The following is a 16310-nucleotide window of genomic DNA, read 5'->3' on the forward strand; positions in this document are numbered from 1 at the left end:
ATGACCAGAGCCGGGTCTGGGTACGAGTACCCGGTTAGGCTAGGGGCGCGGCCGGCTCGTGAGCCGGCCCACTATGTGCTCGCCAAATGACGACAAACGGGATGTTGCGGCGTGTTTGACACCTTGAGCGACCGGCTGTCCGGGATCTTCACCAAGCTTCGCGGCAAGGGGCGCCTCTCCGACGCCGACATCGACGCGACCGCCCGCGAGATCCGCCTCGCCCTGCTCGAGGCCGACGTCGCGCTGCCGGTGGTCAAGGCGTTCATCGCGAGCATCAAGGACCGCGCCCAGGGCGCCGAGGTCTCCCAGGCGCTCAACCCGGCGCAGCAGGTCATCAAGATCGTGCACGAGGAGCTCGTCGCGATCCTCGGTGGCGAGGCGCGGCGACTCCAGTTCGCCAAGCAGCCACCGACCGTGATCATGCTCGCCGGCCTCCAGGGCTCCGGTAAGACCACGCTCGCCGGCAAGCTCGCCCGCTGGCTCAAGGCGCAGGGTCACCAGCCGCTGCTGGTGGCCGCCGACCTCCAGCGCCCCAACGCCGTCGGGCAGCTCCAGGTGCTCGGTGGGCGCGCCGGCGTCGAGGTGTACGCGCCGGCGCCCGGCAACGGCGTCGGCGACCCGGTCCAGGTCGCCCGCGACTCGATCGAGCACGCGCGGCGGGCCGCCCGCGACATCGTCATCGTCGACACCGCCGGCCGGCTGGGCATCGACGCCGAGATGATGGCGCAGGCCGCCTCCATCCGCGACGCGGTCCAGCCCGACGAGATCGTGTTCGTCATCGACGCGATGGTCGGCCAGGACGCGGTGACCACCGCCGAGGCCTTCCGCGACGGCGTGGGCATCACCGGCGTGGTGCTGTCCAAGCTGGATGGTGACGCGCGCGGTGGTGCCGCGCTCTCCGTCCGGCACGTGACAGGCGAGCCCATTCTCTTCGCGTCCACCGGCGAAAAGCTCGAAGACTTCGACGTCTTCCACCCCGACCGGATGGCCAGCCGCATCCTCGGCATGGGCGACGTGCTCACGCTCATCGAGCAGGCCGAGCAGGCGTTCGACGAAGACCAGAAGGAGAAGATGGCCGCCAAGCTCATGGGCGGCCAGAGCTTCACGCTGGAAGACTTCCTCGACCAGCTCATCGCGGTGCGCCGGATGGGCCCGATCGCCAACGTGCTGTCGATGATGCCGGGCATGGGCCAGGTGAAGGACCAGCTGGCCGAGCTCGACGACAAGCACTTCGACCGGGTCACCGCGATCATCCGCTCGATGACCCCCGGCGAGCGCACCAACCCGAAGATCATCAACGGCTCCCGCCGCGCCCGCATCGCGAACGGCTCCGGCGTGACCGTCATGGACGTCAACCAGCTGCTCAACCGCTTCACCGAAGCGCAGAAGATGATGAAGCAGATGGGCGGCATGATGGGCCTGCCGGGCGGCCGGCGCAAGGCGACCAAGTCCCCGAAGAACAAGCGCAAGGGCACCAAGGGCGGCGGCCGCCCCCGCTCGGCCGGCCTGCCCGGCGGCATGCCGGGCGGGATGCCCCCGGGCATGCCCCAGCTCCCCCCGGGCATGGACCCGAGCGCCCTGGGCGGCGGCGCCTTGCCGCCCGGCTTCAAGCTCCCCAAGCTCGACTTCGGCAAGCTCGGCAAGAAAGACAAGGACACCGACAAGTAACTCGCCGCGCGGGGTAAGAAATGGGGGGACTCGAACCAACGCTGATAGGGCATCAGGATGAGGCGTGAGGTGGTTGACGTGATGCCGCCCTCACGGAAGGAGAGCCCTATGACCACGGCCCTCAACCTGCCGCAGCGCGAGGTGTGGACCGTCGACGACCTGGCCGAGCTACCCCCCCGACCTTCCGTACGAACTCGTCAACGGAAGGTTGATCCTCTTGCCCCCTACCTTCATCCATCAGTTCCTATGCGTCCAGATTGTGCGTGCGCTCGGCGACAACTGTCCGCCGGACCATGAGCCCGTCTACGACCTCTCGCTGGATGTCAACCGCTACAGCGAGCCGCGGCCCGACGTGGTGGTGTTGGACACCGCACACGTCGACCAGCATCCGCCTCCGGTCGAAGACGCGATCCTCGCAGTCGAAGTCGTGTCGAGGGACTCGAAGGTGCGCGACCTGTATGACAAGGCGAGCATGTTCGCCGCCGCCGGTGTCAACCGCTATTGGGTGATCGACCCACTGGGCGACAAGATCTCGCTCGCCGAACATGTTCTGGAGTCCAAGCCCCACCGGCGGTACGCCATCGCCCAGCAGACCACGGAGGTCTTTACCACTGACGAGCCCTATCGGATCGTCATCGACCTGCCGGCCCTGACAGCGCGGCGGGACGGGTTTCTGGGGCGGTCCAAGCCGGCGGACTGACGATCGGGTAGGACTGTGCGCATGGCGTTGCATGTGCGTGGGGTCCTGCTGCCGGACGACGAAGAGCGTGACCTCTGGCTCGTCGGCGACCGGGTGACGTTTTCGCCCGTGGCGGGGGCGGAGACGATCGTCGATCGGGGGTACGTGCTGCCGGGGCTCGTCGACGCGCACTGCCACATCGGCATCGCTCCGGGCGGGGCGCCGATCGAGGGGATCCGGCAGGCCAAAGAGCTGGCCGCCCAGGATCGCGACAGCGGGGTGCTCGCGATCCGCGACTGTGGCTCGCCCTACCCGTACCCCCAATTGGACGACGACCCCGACGTGCCGCGACTGGCCCGCGCGGGCCGCCATGTCGCGCCGCCCAAGCGATACCTGCGCGACATCGGCGTCGAGGTGGGCGCGCCCGGCGTGCCGGCCGAGGTGGCCGCACAGGCGCGGGCCGGCAACGGGTGGGTGAAGCTCGTCGGCGACTGGATCGACCGCTCGGTCGGCGATCTCGCGCCGGCCTGGGACGCCGCCACCCTCGAAGCGGCCGTACGCGCGGCCCAGGCGGCCGGGGCGCGGATCACCGCGCACACGTTCTCCGAGGAGGCGGTGGCGGTGCTCGTGCGGGCCGGCATCGACTGCGTGGAGCACGGCACCGGGCTGTCGCTGGACCTGGTCGACGAGATGGCGCGGCGGGGCACGGCACTGGTGCCCACGATGATCAATATCGCTACGTTCGGCGACATCGCGGCGCGGGCGGAGGGCAAGTTTCCCGGGTACGCGCGGCACATGCGCGCCCTCGGTGACGGCTTTCCGGCGCTGGTGCGCGCGGCGTACGAGGCGGGCGTGCCCCTCTACACCGGCACCGACGCGGGCGGCGGGATCACCCACGGGCGGATCGCCGACGAGATGCTGCGCATGCACGAGGAGGCGGGTGTGGCACCGCTCGACGTGCTCCGCGCCGCTTCCTGGGGCGCGCGCGAGTGGCTGGGCTTCCCGGGCCTCGTCGAGGGTGGCCTGGCCGACCTTGTCGTGTACGCCGAGGATCCGCGTCGCGACCTCCACGTGGTCCGCGCCCCGCAGCGGATGGTGCTGCGCGGGCGGGTGGTCCGCTAGCTCTCACCTCGCGATCGACCAGACCTGGAAGCCACCGTCGGCGGGCGTCGCAGCGGCAGATGGCCCCGAACCCGCGTGGCAGACGAGCCGCCGCTCGTTCCAGGACGAGCAGCGCCACCGCCCCTCCGGCGACGTGGCGAGGAAGCGGCGGGTGCCGTCCGCCGCGGAGATCTCGACAAGGTCCGCTTGGCCCATCGTGAGCAGCGTGCCGGTGGTGAGCCATACAAGTGGCACCCCCCGCTCGTCGGGTCCGAGCAGCTGGCGACCGTCGCGGTCGAGGAGGGCGGAGCTCGAGCCGTCGTCGGCGGAGACCAGCAGCCGGTCGCCGACGGGCAGCAGGCTGGGTGCCTTCCGGGTGGCCTGCGCGCGCCAGGCCACCCGGCCGCTGCTCACCTCGACGGCGACGACCTGGGTCGCGGTGCTGTTTCCCTCGATGAAGCAGACCTGGCCGGTGCCGCACGGCACGACGTGCTCGCCGAACCGTCCGGCCGCCGCGCGGTACAGCTGGCGCGGTGCGGCCGCACCGTCCACGTCGGTCACCGTCAGCCGGAAGGTACCGTCGCGCGGCCACGCGTAGAGGCGGCCGTCGTAGGCCATGTAGTACGCCTCGTCGGCCGGCGCGACGCCGGGTCGCCGGCTGAGCTGCCTTCCGGTCCGGGCGTCGCGGACCAGCAGCGCGCCGCCGGCGGTGATCTGGAGCAGCCGGTCGCCGGCGAGCGGGCGGGCGTAGCCGAAGGCGTCCGCCTCGATGGAGCTGGCGCGGGGCAACGGGTCGGCGGGCGTGAACACGCCGAGGCTGCGTACGGGCGCGTCGGCCGGTGCGGGCGCCTGCCACAGCTGGGCTCCGGTGTCCCAGTCGAACCCCCGGGTGACTCCGCCGGCCACGGCCACGAGCGCGAACGGGTAGTAGAGAAGGTCGCCGGACGGCAGGCTCCACCGCACGTCGCCGCTTTCCGGATCGAGGACGTACGCCCGGCCGCCCTCACCGTCTCCGATCGCCACGAACGCCCACGGCAGCCCGACCACGTCCGGGTAGTTCAGCGTCGAACCGAGCTCGCGGGTGGGCCCGATCGGCTGTCCCGTTTCGAGGTCGGCCAGCCGCACGGCGAGCCGCCCTTGCGTACGCCAGGCGACGAGCACCCGGTCGCCGGAGGTCGCGCTGGGTGTGAAGGACTCGGCGCCGCCTTCGAGCGGGATCATGTCGGTGAGCGGCCGGGGCGGACCGGCCGGCTGCGGCGCGGCGTCGTTGCGGGCCAGCCAGCCGCCGCCGGTCAGGCCGGCGCCGACGACGCAGGCCACCGCGGCGGTCGCGGCGATCAGCCGGGTGCGGCGCCGGCGCTCGCCACGGCGCCGCGCGGTCGAGGCGCGGCCCAGCGGGATCGCGTCCGCGTCGTGCCGCAGCGCGCCGAACATCCGGTCGAGGTCACTCGACATCGCCGGCACCTCCTCTCGTGGTCCGCGCCAGCGGCTGGCCGAGCGCCGCGGCGAGCTCCGCGCGGCCCCGGGAGAGCCACGACTTGACCGTGCCCTGTGCCGCGCCGGTCTCGGCGGCGATGTCCGCCACGGAACGGTCGAGCAGGTAGTGCAGGACGAGCGCGCGCCGGTGCGCCGCCGGCAGCCCGCGCATCGCGGTGACCAGCAGCACCGTGTCTTCCGAGGGCGGTGGGACCGGGGGTGGTGGCCTGTCCGCGGCGGCGCGTACCCGCCGCACCTTGAGGTGCCGCCACCGGTCGGTCGCCAGACGCGTGATGACGATCCGCAGCCACGCCTCGGCGTTGTCGTAACCGGTCAGCCGGCGCCACCGCTGCCAGGCCCGTGCGTACGCCTCCTGCACGAGATCCTGTGCCTCGGCCACGTCGCCGGTCAGCCCGTACGCGTACCGCACGAGGCGTCTCGACGTGTCCCGGTAGAACGCGTCGAACCGCTCAGCCTCCGCCATCCCCACCACCCATCGATCAATCTGCCACTAGGGACACGGGATGGCGCCGGGTCGGGTTGCACATTCACCGGCCGATAGGATGTCGGCTCATGGCACGCGTGCTCACTCCCCGTGCGGAGGATTTTCCCCGCTGGTACCAGGACGTCATCGCGAAAGCGCAGCTCGCCGACAACGGCCCCGTGCGCGGCACGATGGTGATCCGACCGACGGGATACGCCATCTGGGAGCGCATGCAGGCCGAGATGGACGCGCGGATCAAGGTGGCGGGCGCGGAAAACGCGTACTTCCCGCTATTCATCCCGGAGAGCTACCTGCGCCGCGAGGCCGAGCACGTCGAGGGCTTCTCGCCCGAGCTGGCGGTGGTCACCCACGGTGGCGGCAAGCAGCTCGCCGAGCCGGTGGTGGTGCGGCCGACCAGCGAGACCGTGATCGGCGAGTTCATGGCCAAGTGGGTCGACTCCTACCGCGACCTGCCGCTGCTGCTCAACCAGTGGGCCAACGTGGTGCGGTGGGAGCTGCGCCCGCGGGTCTTCCTGCGCACGAGCGAGTTCCTCTGGCAGGAGGGGCACACCGCCCACGCCACCGAGGCCGACGCGCGCGCCTACGCCCGCAAGATCCTCCACGAGGTGTACGAAGACTTCATGGTCGGGGTGCTCGGCATCCCGGTGCTGGTCGGGCGCAAGACGGCCGGTGAGCGGTTCGCCGGCGCCACCAACACCTACACGCTCGAGGGCATGATGGGCGACGGCAAGGCCCTCCAGCTCGGCACCTCACACGAGCTGGGGCAAAACTTCGCCCGCGCCTTCGACATCACGTACACGTCGGCCACCGGCGGCGTCGAGCACGCCTGGACCACGAGCTGGGGCACCTCGACCCGCATGCTCGGCGGCCTGATCATGGCCCACGGCGACGACAACGGGCTGCGGGTGCCGCCGCGGCTGGCGCCGGTGCAGGCATACGTGATGATCGTCAAGGACGGCGAGGGCGTCGGCGAGGCCGCGGCCAAGCTGCGCGACGCGCTGCGCGACGCCGGGGTGCGGGTCGGGTTCGACGATCGGGTCGACACCCCGTTCGGCCGCCGGGCCGTCGACGCCGAGCTCAAGGGCTACCCGGTGCGCATCGAGGTGGGTCCCCGCGACCTCGCCGCGGGCAATGCGGTGCTGGTGCGCCGCACCGACGGCTCGAAGACGCCGGTGGCGGTGCCCGACGTGGTCAAGGCGGTGCTCGCCGCGCTCGACGCCGACCAGCAGGCGCTCTACGACGCCGCGCTCGCGATGCGCCTGGAGCGCACCGTCGAGGTGGCCACGCTGGCGGAGGCCATCGAGGCCAGCGCCAACGGCTGGGCCAAGGTGCCGTGGTCGGAGGTCGGGCCGGCCGGTGAAAAGGAGGCCAACGGGCAAGGCGTCACCGTCCGCTGCCTCATCCGTGCCGACGGCTCGGTGCCCGACTCGGAAGACGAGCCGGAGCTCCAGGCCATCCTGGCCCGCGCTTACTGATGGGCTTCAAGCCCGGTCAGCTGATCATCCACCGCAACGTCCACCGCGGCCGCATCGCCTGGGTACGCCCGGCGCGCGTGGTCGCCGACGACGACCGCGGCCTGCTCGTGTGGGTCGCGCGCGGCACGCCGGTGGCCGGCGAGGTCGCCGCCGACGGGCGGGGGCTGCGGTCGATGCCGTTCGCCGAGTGGATCGAGCAGGGCCCCTACCGCCTGGCCCCCGGCACGTGGGCCGGCCCGCCGGTGCTCAAGTTCCTTCCGGTGGGTGCGAGCCACTCGGTGTGGTGGTTTCGCGACGACGAGGGTCGCTTCGTCAACTGGTACGTCAACCTCGAAGAGCCCGGCGTGCGCTGGGACGACGGCGGCGCCGCCGGCATCGACATCGTCGACCAGGACCTCGACATCGTGGTGCGGCCGGACCTCTCCTGGGAGTGGAAGGACGAGGGCGAGTTCGCCGAGCGGCTCGCCCACCCGGATCACTACTGGGTGCCCGACGAGGCGGCGGTGTGGGCCGAGGGCTGGCGGGTGGTCAAGCAGATCGAGGCGGGCGAGTTCCCGTTCGACGGCACCTGGGTCGACTTCACCCCGGATCCGGCGTGGGATCCTCCGCCCGTACTGCCGCCGGGGTGGGATCGACCACCCGCCGTGTAACACCCCCGAACCGTCTGGCACAATGGGTCGCTGGTATCCGGCTTCGCATGTTCGCGCCCTCTAACCCGGGCATGCGGCCAGTCCACCCGAGCTCCGGCGTCACAACCCCACGTGGCATCCGGTCAGCTCACCCGTATCGCACAGGAGCGAAAACAAACGTGGCCGTAAAGATCCGGCTCCTGCGGATGGGTAAGATCCGCAACCCGCAGTACCGCATCGTCGTCGCCGACTCGCGCACCAAGCGCGATGGTCGCGCGATCGAGTACGTCGGGATCTACCAGCCGAAGGAAGACCCTTCGGTGATCGAAGTCAAGTCCGAGCGGGTGCAGTACTGGCTCTCCGTCGGCGCGCAGCCGAGCGAGGCTGTCCAGCGCCTGCTGGAGAAGACCGGCGACTGGCAGAAGTTCAAGGGCGAGCCCGCCCCGCCGCCGCTGCTCGTGGCGCCGGAGCGCGCCGACCGCAAGGCGGCGTACGAGGCGGAGGCCAAGGCGGCCGCCGGCGTCGCGGAGGCGGCTCCGGCCAAGCCCGCGAAGAAGGCGACCAAGAAGGCGGCCGCCGCTGAGGCGCCCGCCGAGAAGACCGAGGAGCAGGCCGGTGCGGACTCCGGCGAGCAGGTCTGAGGTGGCACTCCGGCCCGCGCTGGAGCACCTCGTCAAGGGCATCGTCGACCACCCGGACGACGTCCGGGTACGCATGATCGACTCGCGCCGCGGCAAGCGGCTGGAGGTGCGCGTGCACCCCGAAGACCTGGGCACCGTGATCGGCCGGGGCGGCCGCACCGCCAAGGCCCTGCGGCAGGTCATCGGTTCGATCGGCGGTCGTGGCGTGCGCGTCGACATCGTCGACTCGTACTGATAGATGCTGCTTTACGTCGGGCGTATCGTCCGGCCGCACGGCATCCGCGGTGAGGTCATCGTGGAGGTGCGGACGGACGACCCGGATGAGCGTTTCGCCCCCGGAAAGGTCCTCGCGACCGATCCGGGGGCGATGCCGTCCAAAGGCACCGACCCGGCCGCCTACCAGGTGCCGGATCAGCTCACGATCGAGGCGGTGCGCGCCCACCAGGGCCGGCTGATCATCGCGTTCGACGGGGTCTACGACCGCAACGTCGCCGACGCGCTGCGCGGGGTGCTGCTCTGCGTCGACAGCGCCGACGTGGGGCCGCTGTCCGACCCGGACGAGTTCCACGACCACCAGCTGGTGGGTCTGACGGCGGTCACGCCGGCGGGGGAGACGCTGGGCGAGGTGGCCCGCATCGACCACGCACCCGCCTCCGACCTGCTCGTGCTGCGCCGCCCCGAGGGCCACACGGCGCTGGTCCCCTTCGTGAAGGCGATCGTCCCTGAGGTCGACCTGGCCGCCGGCCGCGTCGTCGTCGACCCACCAGAAGGCCTCTTCGACCTATAAAGGGTCATTTCACGAATTCGGCACCTGGACATTCCGTTGGCGCGCGGGTGGCAGGACCGGCAAGGGGTCCGCGGCCCTGCATGGATTTCTGCCCGCACGGGGGTGGGCCGGCCTCGCCGGCCACCGTCTGTGACGCGGCGTCAGCAGGCTCAGCGGTGAACTTCGAGATCTAGGACAGTTAGGGTTGAAATAGCGCCCTAACTCTCCAAGATCTCGAAATCTGGCCCGCACGCGCGGTGGCGGCGGTTACTCAGGGCGACGAAGCCTCGGTTGATCTCCCGCCGCCCGTTCGGCAACGGGCATTGTGGACAAACCGCGGGCCGCGCATCCGGCGGAGGCAAAGGGTGACAGCGGCCAAAACGAGGGGTGAGCCGCGCGGGGGCGGCGGACCAGACCATGGTCGACTGACGGTGGGTGGCATTCGGGTCCGGACCGCTGCTCTCTGGGCCTCACCGGTCCGCCGTTGGTCACGCGGTTTGGTCTTGCACCGCGGACGTGGCAGCGGAGGTCGGGGGTTTCGGCGAGCCCTGCGAGCCGCCGGCCTGCGCGGTCTCCGGCGGGAGCGGCGGTCCACAACTGACGCGGCCCGGGAAATATCGCCCCAAAATCCCCTCCTTCCGTGGCCAGGGCCCAGTTCCCTGGCCACGGGGTCGGGGTCATTCTTTCGTTCGGGGAGCCCGGAGGCGTGGGCTGCCCCTTGGAAGAACCCTCCGGGTGGCGGGGAGGCGTGGTACGTCCGCCACCCGGAGGGCTGTCACCGGTCGGGGGGATGACCGGCTGTTTCAGGCCGCCTTAGCCGGAGGCAGGGCGGGAGCGGCCAGATGGCAGATGGTCGTTCGGGTCGACCATCCCGTTACGCGAACCGTGTACGCCGCCGCGACCGCCGCCCGAGCCCAGCGCATCCGGGCGGCGGCGATGTCGGGGTGGTCGCCGAACTCCTGCGCGACCTTGGCCACGCAGCTCTTCGCGCCGTGGGCGCGAACGGTCCGGACGACCGCGGCACGTACCTGCTCCGCGCTGGGACGCTGCGAGTGTTGGAGATCCGACACGAACAGCGCCTCACACCGCGTCGCGGTGATGTCCAGGCTGGGCATGGCTCTCACCATCGCCCGGTGTTGCGCGGGAAACATCCGCCACTACGCGGAGACTCGGATGTGGGGGCGGGGACGGGGGTGCTGACGATCGCGAGGATCTGCTCGATGCTCGTGTTCGCCCGGTCGGCGATCTGCTCGATCGACGCTTCGCTGGCGAGGGCTTGCCTGATCGCCGAGCGCCAGGTGACGTCGGCCCGGGCGCGCACCTCGGCCGCCTGGTCCAGCACGTAGAGTGCCTGCTCGGATGATCCGTACATGGGTTAAAGACTCGGCCAGAGCGCGTGCGGATACATCCGCCACCATGCGGAGGTCGAAGAGGGATGCGGATCGACGTTGTCACGATCTTCCCGGAGTACCTTGCCCCGCTCGACCTGTCGCTGATCGGCAAGGCGCGCGAGAGCGGGCTGCTCGACGTGGGCGTACACGACCTGCGGACGTGGACGCACGACGTGCACCGGACGGTCGACGACAGCCCGTACGGCGGGGGGCCGGGCATGGTGATGCGCCCGGAGCCGTGGGGTGAGGCGCTGGACGCGCTGGCTCCGGACGGGGGCGCGCGGCTCGTGGTGCCCACGCCGGCCGGGGAGGTGTTCACCCAGACGTTGGCGCACGAGCTCGCCGCCGAGCCGCGCTTGATCTTCGCGTGCGGCCGGTACGAGGGCATCGACCAGCGGGTGCTCGACCACGCGGCCACCCGGATGCCGGTGACGGAGGTTTCACTCGGCGACTACGTGCTCTTCGGCGGCGAGGTCGCGGTGCTGGTCATGTGCGAGGCGATCGTGCGGCTACTGCCCGGGGTGCTGGGCAACGCCGATTCGCTGGCGGAGGAGTCGCACGCACACGGGGTCCTGGAGGCGCCGGTCTACACGAAGCCACCGGAGTGGCGCGGCCACCCCGTTCCGGAAATCCTCCGCTCCGGCGATCATGGTCGGATCGCGCGCTGGCGGCGCGACCAGGCCCTGTTGCGCACCGCACATCGCCGCCCGGATCTGCTTGCCGCGCTTGACCCCGGTATCCTGGACAAGCGCGATCTCGCCCTCCTGGACGGGGCCGGATTTCAGGTCCGGGGTGCCGATATGGCAAAGTAGTGAGGTTGCCGCGACCAGCCACCGCCCTCCGGTGGGTCCGCGTGCTCATCTCCCGGCCGCCGCCGGGTGGTGATCGCCCCAACGAGTCATGAGGAAGCCACGCGATGAACACGCTCGACGCACTGGACGCCCAGTCGCAGCGGACCGACCTCCCCGACTTCCGCGCCGGTGACACCGTCAAGGTGCACGCGCGAGTGGTCGAGGGCAACCGTTCCCGGGTCCAGGTCTTCCAGGGCGTCGTCATCCGGCGCCAGGGTGGCGGCCTGCGGGAGACCTTCACGGTCCGCAAGGTCAGCTTCGGCGTCGGGGTGGAGCGCACCTACCCGATCAACAGCCCGGCGATCGACCGCATCGAGGTCGTGACCCGCGGTGCCGTCCGCCGGGCCAAGCTCTACTACCTCCGCGAGCTGCGCGGCAAGGCCGCCAAGATCAAGGAAAAGCGGGAGAAGCAGCCGAGCTGAGGCTCGTCCCTCTCGTTCTTGGCATTGGCCGCTTCGGGTGCCGGGCGGATACGCTGTCGGCGGTGACGTACGACGAACGCTTCGTCCGCGGTCAACGCCGGGGCGGCGCGACACCCCCGCACTACCGCTCGCCCGACCTCCGCGGAGGAGGCCTCGCGGGCGGTAGTGCTGTATCTCGGACTCGGGGGGCGCGCGAGGTGCAGCAGGACGGCGACGTCGACCCGTGGCGCAGCCTGCCCCGACGCAGCAGCGGGCGGCGGCGGCAGATGCCGCTCTGGCAAGAGCTTCCGCTGCTGCTCATCGTCGCGTTCTGCCTGGCGGTGCTGATCCGCACCTTCCTGTTGCAGGCGTTCTTCATCCCCTCCGGGTCGATGGAAGACACGCTGCTGGTGGGCGACCGGGTACTGGTCAACAAGATCGTCTACGACGTGCGCGACCCCGAGCGCGGTGAGGTCGTCGTCTTCCGTGGCCCGCCCAACTGGACGCCCGAGTTCCAGGAAGAGCCCTCGGTCGGCTTCATGGCAAAGCTCGGCCGCACGGTGGGCGACCTGGTCGGCGTCAGCCGTCCGGGCGAGAAAGACTTCATCAAGCGGGTAATCGGCGTGCCCGGCGACAAGGTCAAGTGTTGCGACGACCAGGGGCGCGTGCAGGTCAACGGCAAGTCGATGGACGAGCCGTACGTGTTGGAGAACTCCGATCCGGACCTGCCGCCCAACCCGCGCGAGTGCCGTTCACGGCAGTTCGACGAGATCACCGTCGCGCCGGGCAACCTCTTCGTGATGGGCGACCACCGCCTCGTCTCCCAAGACTCGCGATGCCAGGGCCAGGTCCCGATCGACAACGTGATCGGGCGCGCCTTCGTGATCGTCTGGCCATACGACAGGTGGGCGGGGCTTGGCATCCCGTCCAATTTCGACGACGTGCCGCAGGCCGCGGCGCTCGCACCGCCGGCGGAGTCTCCGGCTCGCCTGCCTGACCAGGGAGGTTTCGCTGTCGTCCTACCGCTCCTGCTGCCACTGGCCCTCTTCCCCCGCTGGTCTTTGGGCCTGTCCGCGCGTTCCCCGCGCTCATTTCCAGGTCTCCGTCGTAGGCTCCGTCCGTGATTGACGAGCAGACCGAAAAGCGCCGCGGGTCGTTCTGGCGCGAGCTTCCCATCCTGCTGGGCGTGGCGATCCTGGTGGCCGTGCTCGTGCGCGCGTTCGTGCTCCAGACGTTCTACATCCCGTCGCCGTCGATGGAGCACACGCTCGACATCTACGACCGGGTGCTCGTCAACAAGCTCGTCTACGACTTCCGTTCGCCGCACCGCGGCGAGATCGTGGTCTTCGAGGCGCCGGCCGACTGGCGGAGCAACCCCGACGGCGAAGACTTCATCAAGCGGGTCATCGGCGTGGGCGGCGACCACATCGTCTGCTGCGACTCCGACCAGCGCCTGATCATCAACGGGCAGTCGCTCGACGAGCCGTACATCTTCTCCGAGGGCGGCACCACCGACCTCGCGGCCGACGAGTCGTTCGACATCACGGTGCCCAAGGGGCGGCTGTGGATGATGGGCGACCACCGCTCGGCGTCGGGTGACTCGCTCGAGCACTGGGAGCGCACTCGCGACCTCAACTCGGCCACCATTTCGGAAGACGCGGTGATCGGGCGCGCGTTCGTGGTCTTCTGGCCGGTGGGCCGGGCCAAGTGGCTGTCGGTGCCCGATCCGTTCGACAAGGTGCCCAACCCCTGAGTCTAGGCTGGGGCGGTGGACGGTATCCCCCGCCGCGCGGCCCGGGTGCTGCTCGTCGACGGTGACGACCGCGTGCTGCTGTTTCGCGGCTTCGACCCGGCCCGGCCGCACCATCGGTACTGGTTCACCCCGGGCGGCGGCCTCGACGGTGACGAGCCGTACGCGGTGGGCGCCGCCCGCGAGCTCGCCGAGGAGACCGGCCTGCGGCTACCTCCGGAAGAGCTGGGCGACCCGGTGTGGGACGAGGTGACCGAGTACCCGTTTGGCGGCCAGTGGTTCCGGCAGCGCCAGGAGTTCTTCCTCGTGCGCGTGCCAAGCTGGGAGGTCGACACGCGCGGCTTCGACGACGTCGAGCGCGACTCGATCGACGATCACCGGTGGTGGGAGGTGGCCGAGCTGGAGGCGACTGCGGAGCGGGTGTATCCGGCGGATCTGGCGCCTTTGCTGCGCCGTCTGCTGGTGGGCGGTGGGGCCGCCGCTGGCGGCGCTGTGGAGGCGTCGTGCTGACGCGGTGGTGGTCGGTGGTGTGGCGTCTGCTTGTCGGTGGTGGGGTCGCCGCTGGCGGCGCTGTGGAGGCGTCGTGCTGACGCCGCCGCGGACGGTGGTCCGCCGGGAGGGTGGCATTTACGCCCTTGAGCGGGCGCTTCAGCGCCGCGGCTTCCGCATCGTGGCCGGTGCCGACGAGGCCGGGCGGGGCGCGTGTGCGGGCCCGCTGGTGGCCGCCGCGGCGGTGCTGCCCGAGGGCAAGCGCGGCGAGATCGACGAGCTGGCCGACTCCAAGCTGCTCACCCCCGCCGCACGCGAACGTGTCTACGCCGAGGTCGTCAAGCGCGCCCTCGCGTACGCGGTCGTGGTCATCCCGGCCGCCGAGGTCGACGCGCGCGGCCTTCACGTGTGCAATCTCGCCGCCATGCGCCGCGCGCTGGCCACCCTCACCACCCGTCCGGAGTACGTGCTGACCGACGGATTCGGCGTCGACGGGCTGGGCGTGCCGGGGCTGGCCGTGTGGAAGGGCGACCAGGTGGCCGCCTGCGTGGCCGCGGCCAGCGTGCTTGCCAAGGTCACCCGAGACCGGCTCATGGTCGACCTGCACGGGCGCTTCCCGGAGTACGGCTTCGACGAGCACAAGGGCTACGTCACGCCCGAGCACAATGCCGCGCTGGTAGCTCACGGACCGTGTCTGGAACATCGCTTTTCGTACGTGAACGTGGCCACCGCCTCCGGCCGCGACTCCCGCCCGCCACGCTCCCGCCGCCCCGCGGCGGTCGGTGCGCTCGAGCCGATGGGGCGGGCGATCCCCGCAGGGGGTACCGTCGGCGTGGCGTTGGCCGAGGGGGCGCGGCTGCCGCTGCCGGTGGGGGAAGATGTGGCCATGGAAGGCGGAGTGCGATGAGCGCAGAAGATCTCGAGAAGTATGAAACCGAGATGGAGCTGCAGCTCTACCGGGAGTACCGCGACATCGTCCGCCAGTTCTCCTACGTGGTCGAGACCGAGCGCCGCTTCTATCTCGCCAACCAGGTCGACCTGCATGTGCGCAATTCGGACGGCGAGGTCTACTTCGAGGTCGAGATGCACGACGCCTGGGTGTGGGACATGTACCGACCCGCCCGTTTCGTGAAGAATGTGCGAGTAATGACGTTCAAGGACGTCAATGTGGAAGAGCTCGAAAAGCCCGACATCTCCCTCCCGACGGAAAACGGCTTCGGCGGCTGAGCCTTCGGCCCCATACCAGATCGACTAGCTCTCCGGGCGTTATCCACACCGGGCCCGGCCGTCCACAGGGCGGCCGCGGCCCGGTTGCGGTCTTTCCGGGGTACCACCGACGCTGCCCTCCATGCGGGCATTGGTGTCGCTGGTTGCGATCATGCTGGGTGGTTTGTTGGGGTCGCCAGGTTGGTCGGTTTCCCCTGGTTTGAGAGCGCCCACCGGCTTGCGGGTGGGTTCCGGCACTGATTTGTCGCTGGCTCATGACGTGTGGGTGACTCCCGGTCTTTGGGTCTCTTCGCGTACAGCCCTTCCTTCGGCGGCGTTGGCTCGGGCGCCCGTGCCGGTGGGGTCGTTCCGATGGCCGCTGGACGGTGCTCCGCGAGTGGTGCGGCGGTTCGACCCGCCGCCGGAGCCGTGGCTGGCCGGCCACCGCGGCGTTGACCTGGCGGCGCAGGTTGGCGCCCCGGTGCGCGCGGCGGGCGCCGGCACCGTCCACTTCGCCGGCAGCGTGGCGGGCCGTGGCGTCGTCAGCGTCGCCCACCCCAACGGCCTACGCACCACCTACGAGCCCTTGAAACCGAGCGTCCGCACCGGGCAGGCGGTGGCGGCCGGCGACCAGATCGGCAAGCTGATCGCCGGCCACGCCGGCTGCCCGGTGGCGGCCTGCCTGCACTGGGGCCTGAGACGCGGCGAGGAGTACCTGGATCCGCTAGCTCTGCTGGGCCTGGGCCGGGTCCGCCTGCTGCCTTTGGACGCTTCCGCCCCGGCGGTGTGGGCAGCGGCAGTGCCTGTGTCGGTGCCGGTGGAGTCGGCGCCGGCGGTGGGCGGTGACTTTCGCCGGTTCGCCGGCGGTCGGGTTGCCCGCCCGGTCATTCACCCGGACAGCTGCTCCGCCGGGGTGGCCCGATGACCGGGGAGCGACCTGAAGCACCTGAGCTTCAGATCAGCGGGACGACGCCGGAGTCGGTCGCCGAGCCGGAGTGGAAAGCACGCGTCCGGATAGGCGTAGAGCGCTCCATGCGGCGGCGCGCCGCCCGCGCCGAGCAACGGCGGGTGCTGAACGCCCGCCGGAAGGCCGGCCTCCAGGCCCGCCACGCCACCCGCTGGGCCCGCCTCGACGCCGAGGACATGGACCCACCATGAGCGCGCTGGCGCCCGGACCGCGTGACCGGGACGTGCTGCTCGCGTTGGCGGCGGAGATGTCGTCGCATGGGCCGACGGCTGACCGTCGCCGACGTGTGGCCGGCGCCGGCGGCCGGGAATCGCG

Annotated in this window: 21 protein-coding genes; 17 read left to right on the forward strand and 4 right to left on the reverse strand. The window is 70.9% G+C overall.

Annotated features, from left to right (window positions below):
- Positions 1 to 111: 111 nt before the first annotated feature.
- The 3 genes from ffh (at position 112) to AC5L36_RS20605 (ending at position 3469) form a co-directional block, all read left to right on the forward strand.
- A complete protein-coding gene (gene ffh / locus AC5L36_RS20595) occupies positions 112 to 1668 on the forward strand; it encodes a signal recognition particle protein (RefSeq protein WP_441215261.1) in 1557 nt (518 codons plus the stop codon).
- A 217-nt stretch (positions 1669 to 1885) separates the two neighbouring features.
- Entirely contained in the window at positions 1886 to 2368 is a 483-nt protein-coding gene (locus tag AC5L36_RS20600) for a Uma2 family endonuclease (protein WP_441215262.1), read from the forward strand.
- Positions 2369 to 2389: 21 nt separating this feature from the next.
- On the forward strand, positions 2390 to 3469 hold the full coding sequence (locus tag AC5L36_RS20605; RefSeq protein ID WP_441215263.1) for an amidohydrolase family protein: 1080 nt from the start codon (positions 2390 to 2392) through the stop codon (positions 3467 to 3469).
- Between the two features lie 3 nt (positions 3470 to 3472).
- Here AC5L36_RS20605 and AC5L36_RS20610 read toward each other — a convergent pair whose 3' ends face one another.
- Positions 3473 to 4903 (reverse strand): outer membrane protein assembly factor BamB family protein, encoded by a 1431-nt coding sequence (locus tag AC5L36_RS20610; RefSeq protein ID WP_441215264.1) that lies wholly within the window; start codon positions 4901 to 4903, stop codon positions 3473 to 3475.
- Positions 4893 to 5408, reverse strand: a complete 516-nt coding sequence (locus AC5L36_RS20615) for a SigE family RNA polymerase sigma factor (RefSeq protein ID WP_441215265.1) — start codon at positions 5406 to 5408, stop codon at positions 4893 to 4895. Before AC5L36_RS20615 ends, AC5L36_RS20610 begins: the two co-directional genes overlap by 11 nt.
- 89 nt (positions 5409 to 5497) lie before the next feature.
- Here AC5L36_RS20615 and proS point away from each other — a divergent pair, with 89 nt between their 5' ends.
- From proS to rimM, 5 genes are all read left to right on the forward strand, one after another.
- A complete protein-coding gene (gene proS, locus AC5L36_RS20620; RefSeq protein ID WP_441215266.1) occupies positions 5498 to 6904 on the forward strand; it encodes a proline--tRNA ligase in 1407 nt (468 codons plus the stop codon).
- Positions 6904 to 7554 carry a ribonuclease FAU-1 family protein gene (locus AC5L36_RS20625; RefSeq protein ID WP_441215267.1) on the forward strand — a complete coding sequence of 217 codons (651 nt, stop codon included), beginning with the start codon at positions 6904 to 6906 and terminating at the stop codon, positions 7552 to 7554. Before proS ends, AC5L36_RS20625 begins: the two co-directional genes overlap by 1 nt.
- Positions 7555 to 7712: 158 nt before the next feature.
- The gene (gene rpsP, locus AC5L36_RS20630) at positions 7713 to 8174 is read left to right on the forward strand and encodes a 30S ribosomal protein S16 (protein WP_441215268.1); all 462 of its coding nucleotides are present in this window, start codon (positions 7713 to 7715) and stop codon (positions 8172 to 8174) included.
- Entirely contained in the window at positions 8149 to 8409 is a 261-nt protein-coding gene (locus AC5L36_RS20635) for an RNA-binding protein (protein WP_173041827.1), read from the forward strand. The genes rpsP and AC5L36_RS20635 overlap by 26 nt, the downstream gene beginning before the upstream one ends.
- A 6-nt stretch (positions 8410 to 8415) precedes the next feature.
- On the forward strand, positions 8416 to 8961 hold the full coding sequence (gene rimM / locus AC5L36_RS20640) for a ribosome maturation factor RimM (RefSeq protein WP_441215420.1): 546 nt from the start codon (positions 8416 to 8418) through the stop codon (positions 8959 to 8961).
- A gap of 782 nt (positions 8962 to 9743) precedes the next feature.
- Here rimM and AC5L36_RS20645 read toward each other — a convergent pair.
- Positions 9744 to 10055, reverse strand: coding sequence for a hypothetical protein (locus AC5L36_RS20645; RefSeq protein ID WP_441215269.1), 312 nt, complete (start codon positions 10053 to 10055; stop codon positions 9744 to 9746).
- 5 nt (positions 10056 to 10060) lie between these two features.
- Positions 10061 to 10312: a hypothetical protein gene (locus AC5L36_RS20650; RefSeq protein WP_441215270.1), complete on the reverse strand. Its 252-nt coding sequence runs from the start codon at positions 10310 to 10312 to the stop codon at positions 10061 to 10063.
- A 63-nt stretch (positions 10313 to 10375) separates the two neighbouring features.
- Here AC5L36_RS20650 and trmD point away from each other — a divergent pair, with 63 nt between their 5' ends.
- The 9 genes from trmD (at position 10376) to AC5L36_RS20695 (ending at position 16186) form a co-directional block, all read left to right on the forward strand.
- On the forward strand, positions 10376 to 11143 hold the full coding sequence (gene trmD / locus AC5L36_RS20655) for a tRNA (guanosine(37)-N1)-methyltransferase TrmD (RefSeq protein WP_441215271.1): 768 nt from the start codon (positions 10376 to 10378) through the stop codon (positions 11141 to 11143).
- Positions 11144 to 11247: 104 nt separating this feature from the next.
- Positions 11248 to 11604, forward strand: coding sequence for a 50S ribosomal protein L19 (gene rplS / locus AC5L36_RS20660; RefSeq protein ID WP_441215272.1), 357 nt, complete (start codon positions 11248 to 11250; stop codon positions 11602 to 11604).
- A 197-nt stretch (positions 11605 to 11801) separates the two neighbouring features.
- Positions 11802 to 12707, forward strand: coding sequence for a signal peptidase I (gene lepB, locus AC5L36_RS20665; protein WP_441215421.1), 906 nt, complete (start codon positions 11802 to 11804; stop codon positions 12705 to 12707).
- Positions 12704 to 13336: a signal peptidase I gene (lepB, locus tag AC5L36_RS20670; protein WP_441215273.1), complete on the forward strand. Its 633-nt coding sequence runs from the start codon at positions 12704 to 12706 to the stop codon at positions 13334 to 13336. Before lepB (AC5L36_RS20665) ends, lepB (AC5L36_RS20670) begins: the two co-directional genes overlap by 4 nt.
- Positions 13337 to 13351: 15 nt before the next feature.
- Positions 13352 to 13843 carry an NUDIX hydrolase gene (locus AC5L36_RS20675; RefSeq protein WP_441215274.1) on the forward strand — a complete coding sequence of 164 codons (492 nt, stop codon included), beginning with the start codon at positions 13352 to 13354 and terminating at the stop codon, positions 13841 to 13843.
- A 73-nt stretch (positions 13844 to 13916) separates the two neighbouring features.
- Positions 13917 to 14729: a ribonuclease HII gene (locus AC5L36_RS20680; RefSeq protein WP_441215275.1), complete on the forward strand. Its 813-nt coding sequence runs from the start codon at positions 13917 to 13919 to the stop codon at positions 14727 to 14729.
- On the forward strand, positions 14726 to 15049 hold the full coding sequence (locus tag AC5L36_RS20685) for a DUF2469 domain-containing protein (protein ID WP_173055909.1): 324 nt from the start codon (positions 14726 to 14728) through the stop codon (positions 15047 to 15049). The genes AC5L36_RS20680 and AC5L36_RS20685 overlap by 4 nt, the downstream gene beginning before the upstream one ends.
- Positions 15050 to 15428: 379 nt before the next feature.
- A complete protein-coding gene (locus AC5L36_RS20690) occupies positions 15429 to 15953 on the forward strand; it encodes a M23 family metallopeptidase (protein ID WP_441215276.1) in 525 nt (174 codons plus the stop codon).
- Positions 15950 to 16186, forward strand: coding sequence for a hypothetical protein (locus AC5L36_RS20695; RefSeq protein WP_441215277.1), 237 nt, complete (start codon positions 15950 to 15952; stop codon positions 16184 to 16186). Before AC5L36_RS20690 ends, AC5L36_RS20695 begins: the two co-directional genes overlap by 4 nt.
- The last annotated feature ends 124 nt before the right edge of the window (positions 16187 to 16310 follow it).

The sequence above is a fragment of the Phytohabitans sp. LZ39 genome, assembly GCF_059359075.1.

What these genes read in the sequence shown, in the direction of transcription:
- AC5L36_RS20650 (WP_441215270.1), bottom strand. Translation starts at nt 10,312, where the DNA reads ATGTACGGATCATCCGAGCAGGCACTCTACGTGCTGGACCAGGCGGCC.
- AC5L36_RS20610 (WP_441215264.1), bottom strand. Translation starts at nt 4,903, where the DNA reads ATGTCGAGTGACCTCGACCGGATGTTCGGCGCGCTGCGGCACGACGCG.
- rplS (WP_441215272.1), top strand. Translation starts at nt 11,248, where the DNA reads ATGAACACGCTCGACGCACTGGACGCCCAGTCGCAGCGGACCGACCTC.
- AC5L36_RS20645 (WP_441215269.1), bottom strand. Translation starts at nt 10,055, where the DNA reads ATGCCCAGCCTGGACATCACCGCGACGCGGTGTGAGGCGCTGTTCGTG.
- AC5L36_RS20615 (WP_441215265.1), bottom strand. Translation starts at nt 5,408, where the DNA reads ATGGCGGAGGCTGAGCGGTTCGACGCGTTCTACCGGGACACGTCGAGA.
- trmD (WP_441215271.1), top strand. Translation starts at nt 10,376, where the DNA reads ATGCGGATCGACGTTGTCACGATCTTCCCGGAGTACCTTGCCCCGCTC.
- AC5L36_RS20695 (WP_441215277.1), top strand. Translation starts at nt 15,950, where the DNA reads ATGACCGGGGAGCGACCTGAAGCACCTGAGCTTCAGATCAGCGGGACG.
- proS (WP_441215266.1), top strand. Translation starts at nt 5,498, where the DNA reads ATGGCACGCGTGCTCACTCCCCGTGCGGAGGATTTTCCCCGCTGGTAC.
- AC5L36_RS20685 (WP_173055909.1), top strand. Translation starts at nt 14,726, where the DNA reads ATGAGCGCAGAAGATCTCGAGAAGTATGAAACCGAGATGGAGCTGCAG.
- AC5L36_RS20605 (WP_441215263.1), top strand. Translation starts at nt 2,390, where the DNA reads ATGGCGTTGCATGTGCGTGGGGTCCTGCTGCCGGACGACGAAGAGCGT.
- AC5L36_RS20625 (WP_441215267.1), top strand. Translation starts at nt 6,904, where the DNA reads ATGGGCTTCAAGCCCGGTCAGCTGATCATCCACCGCAACGTCCACCGC.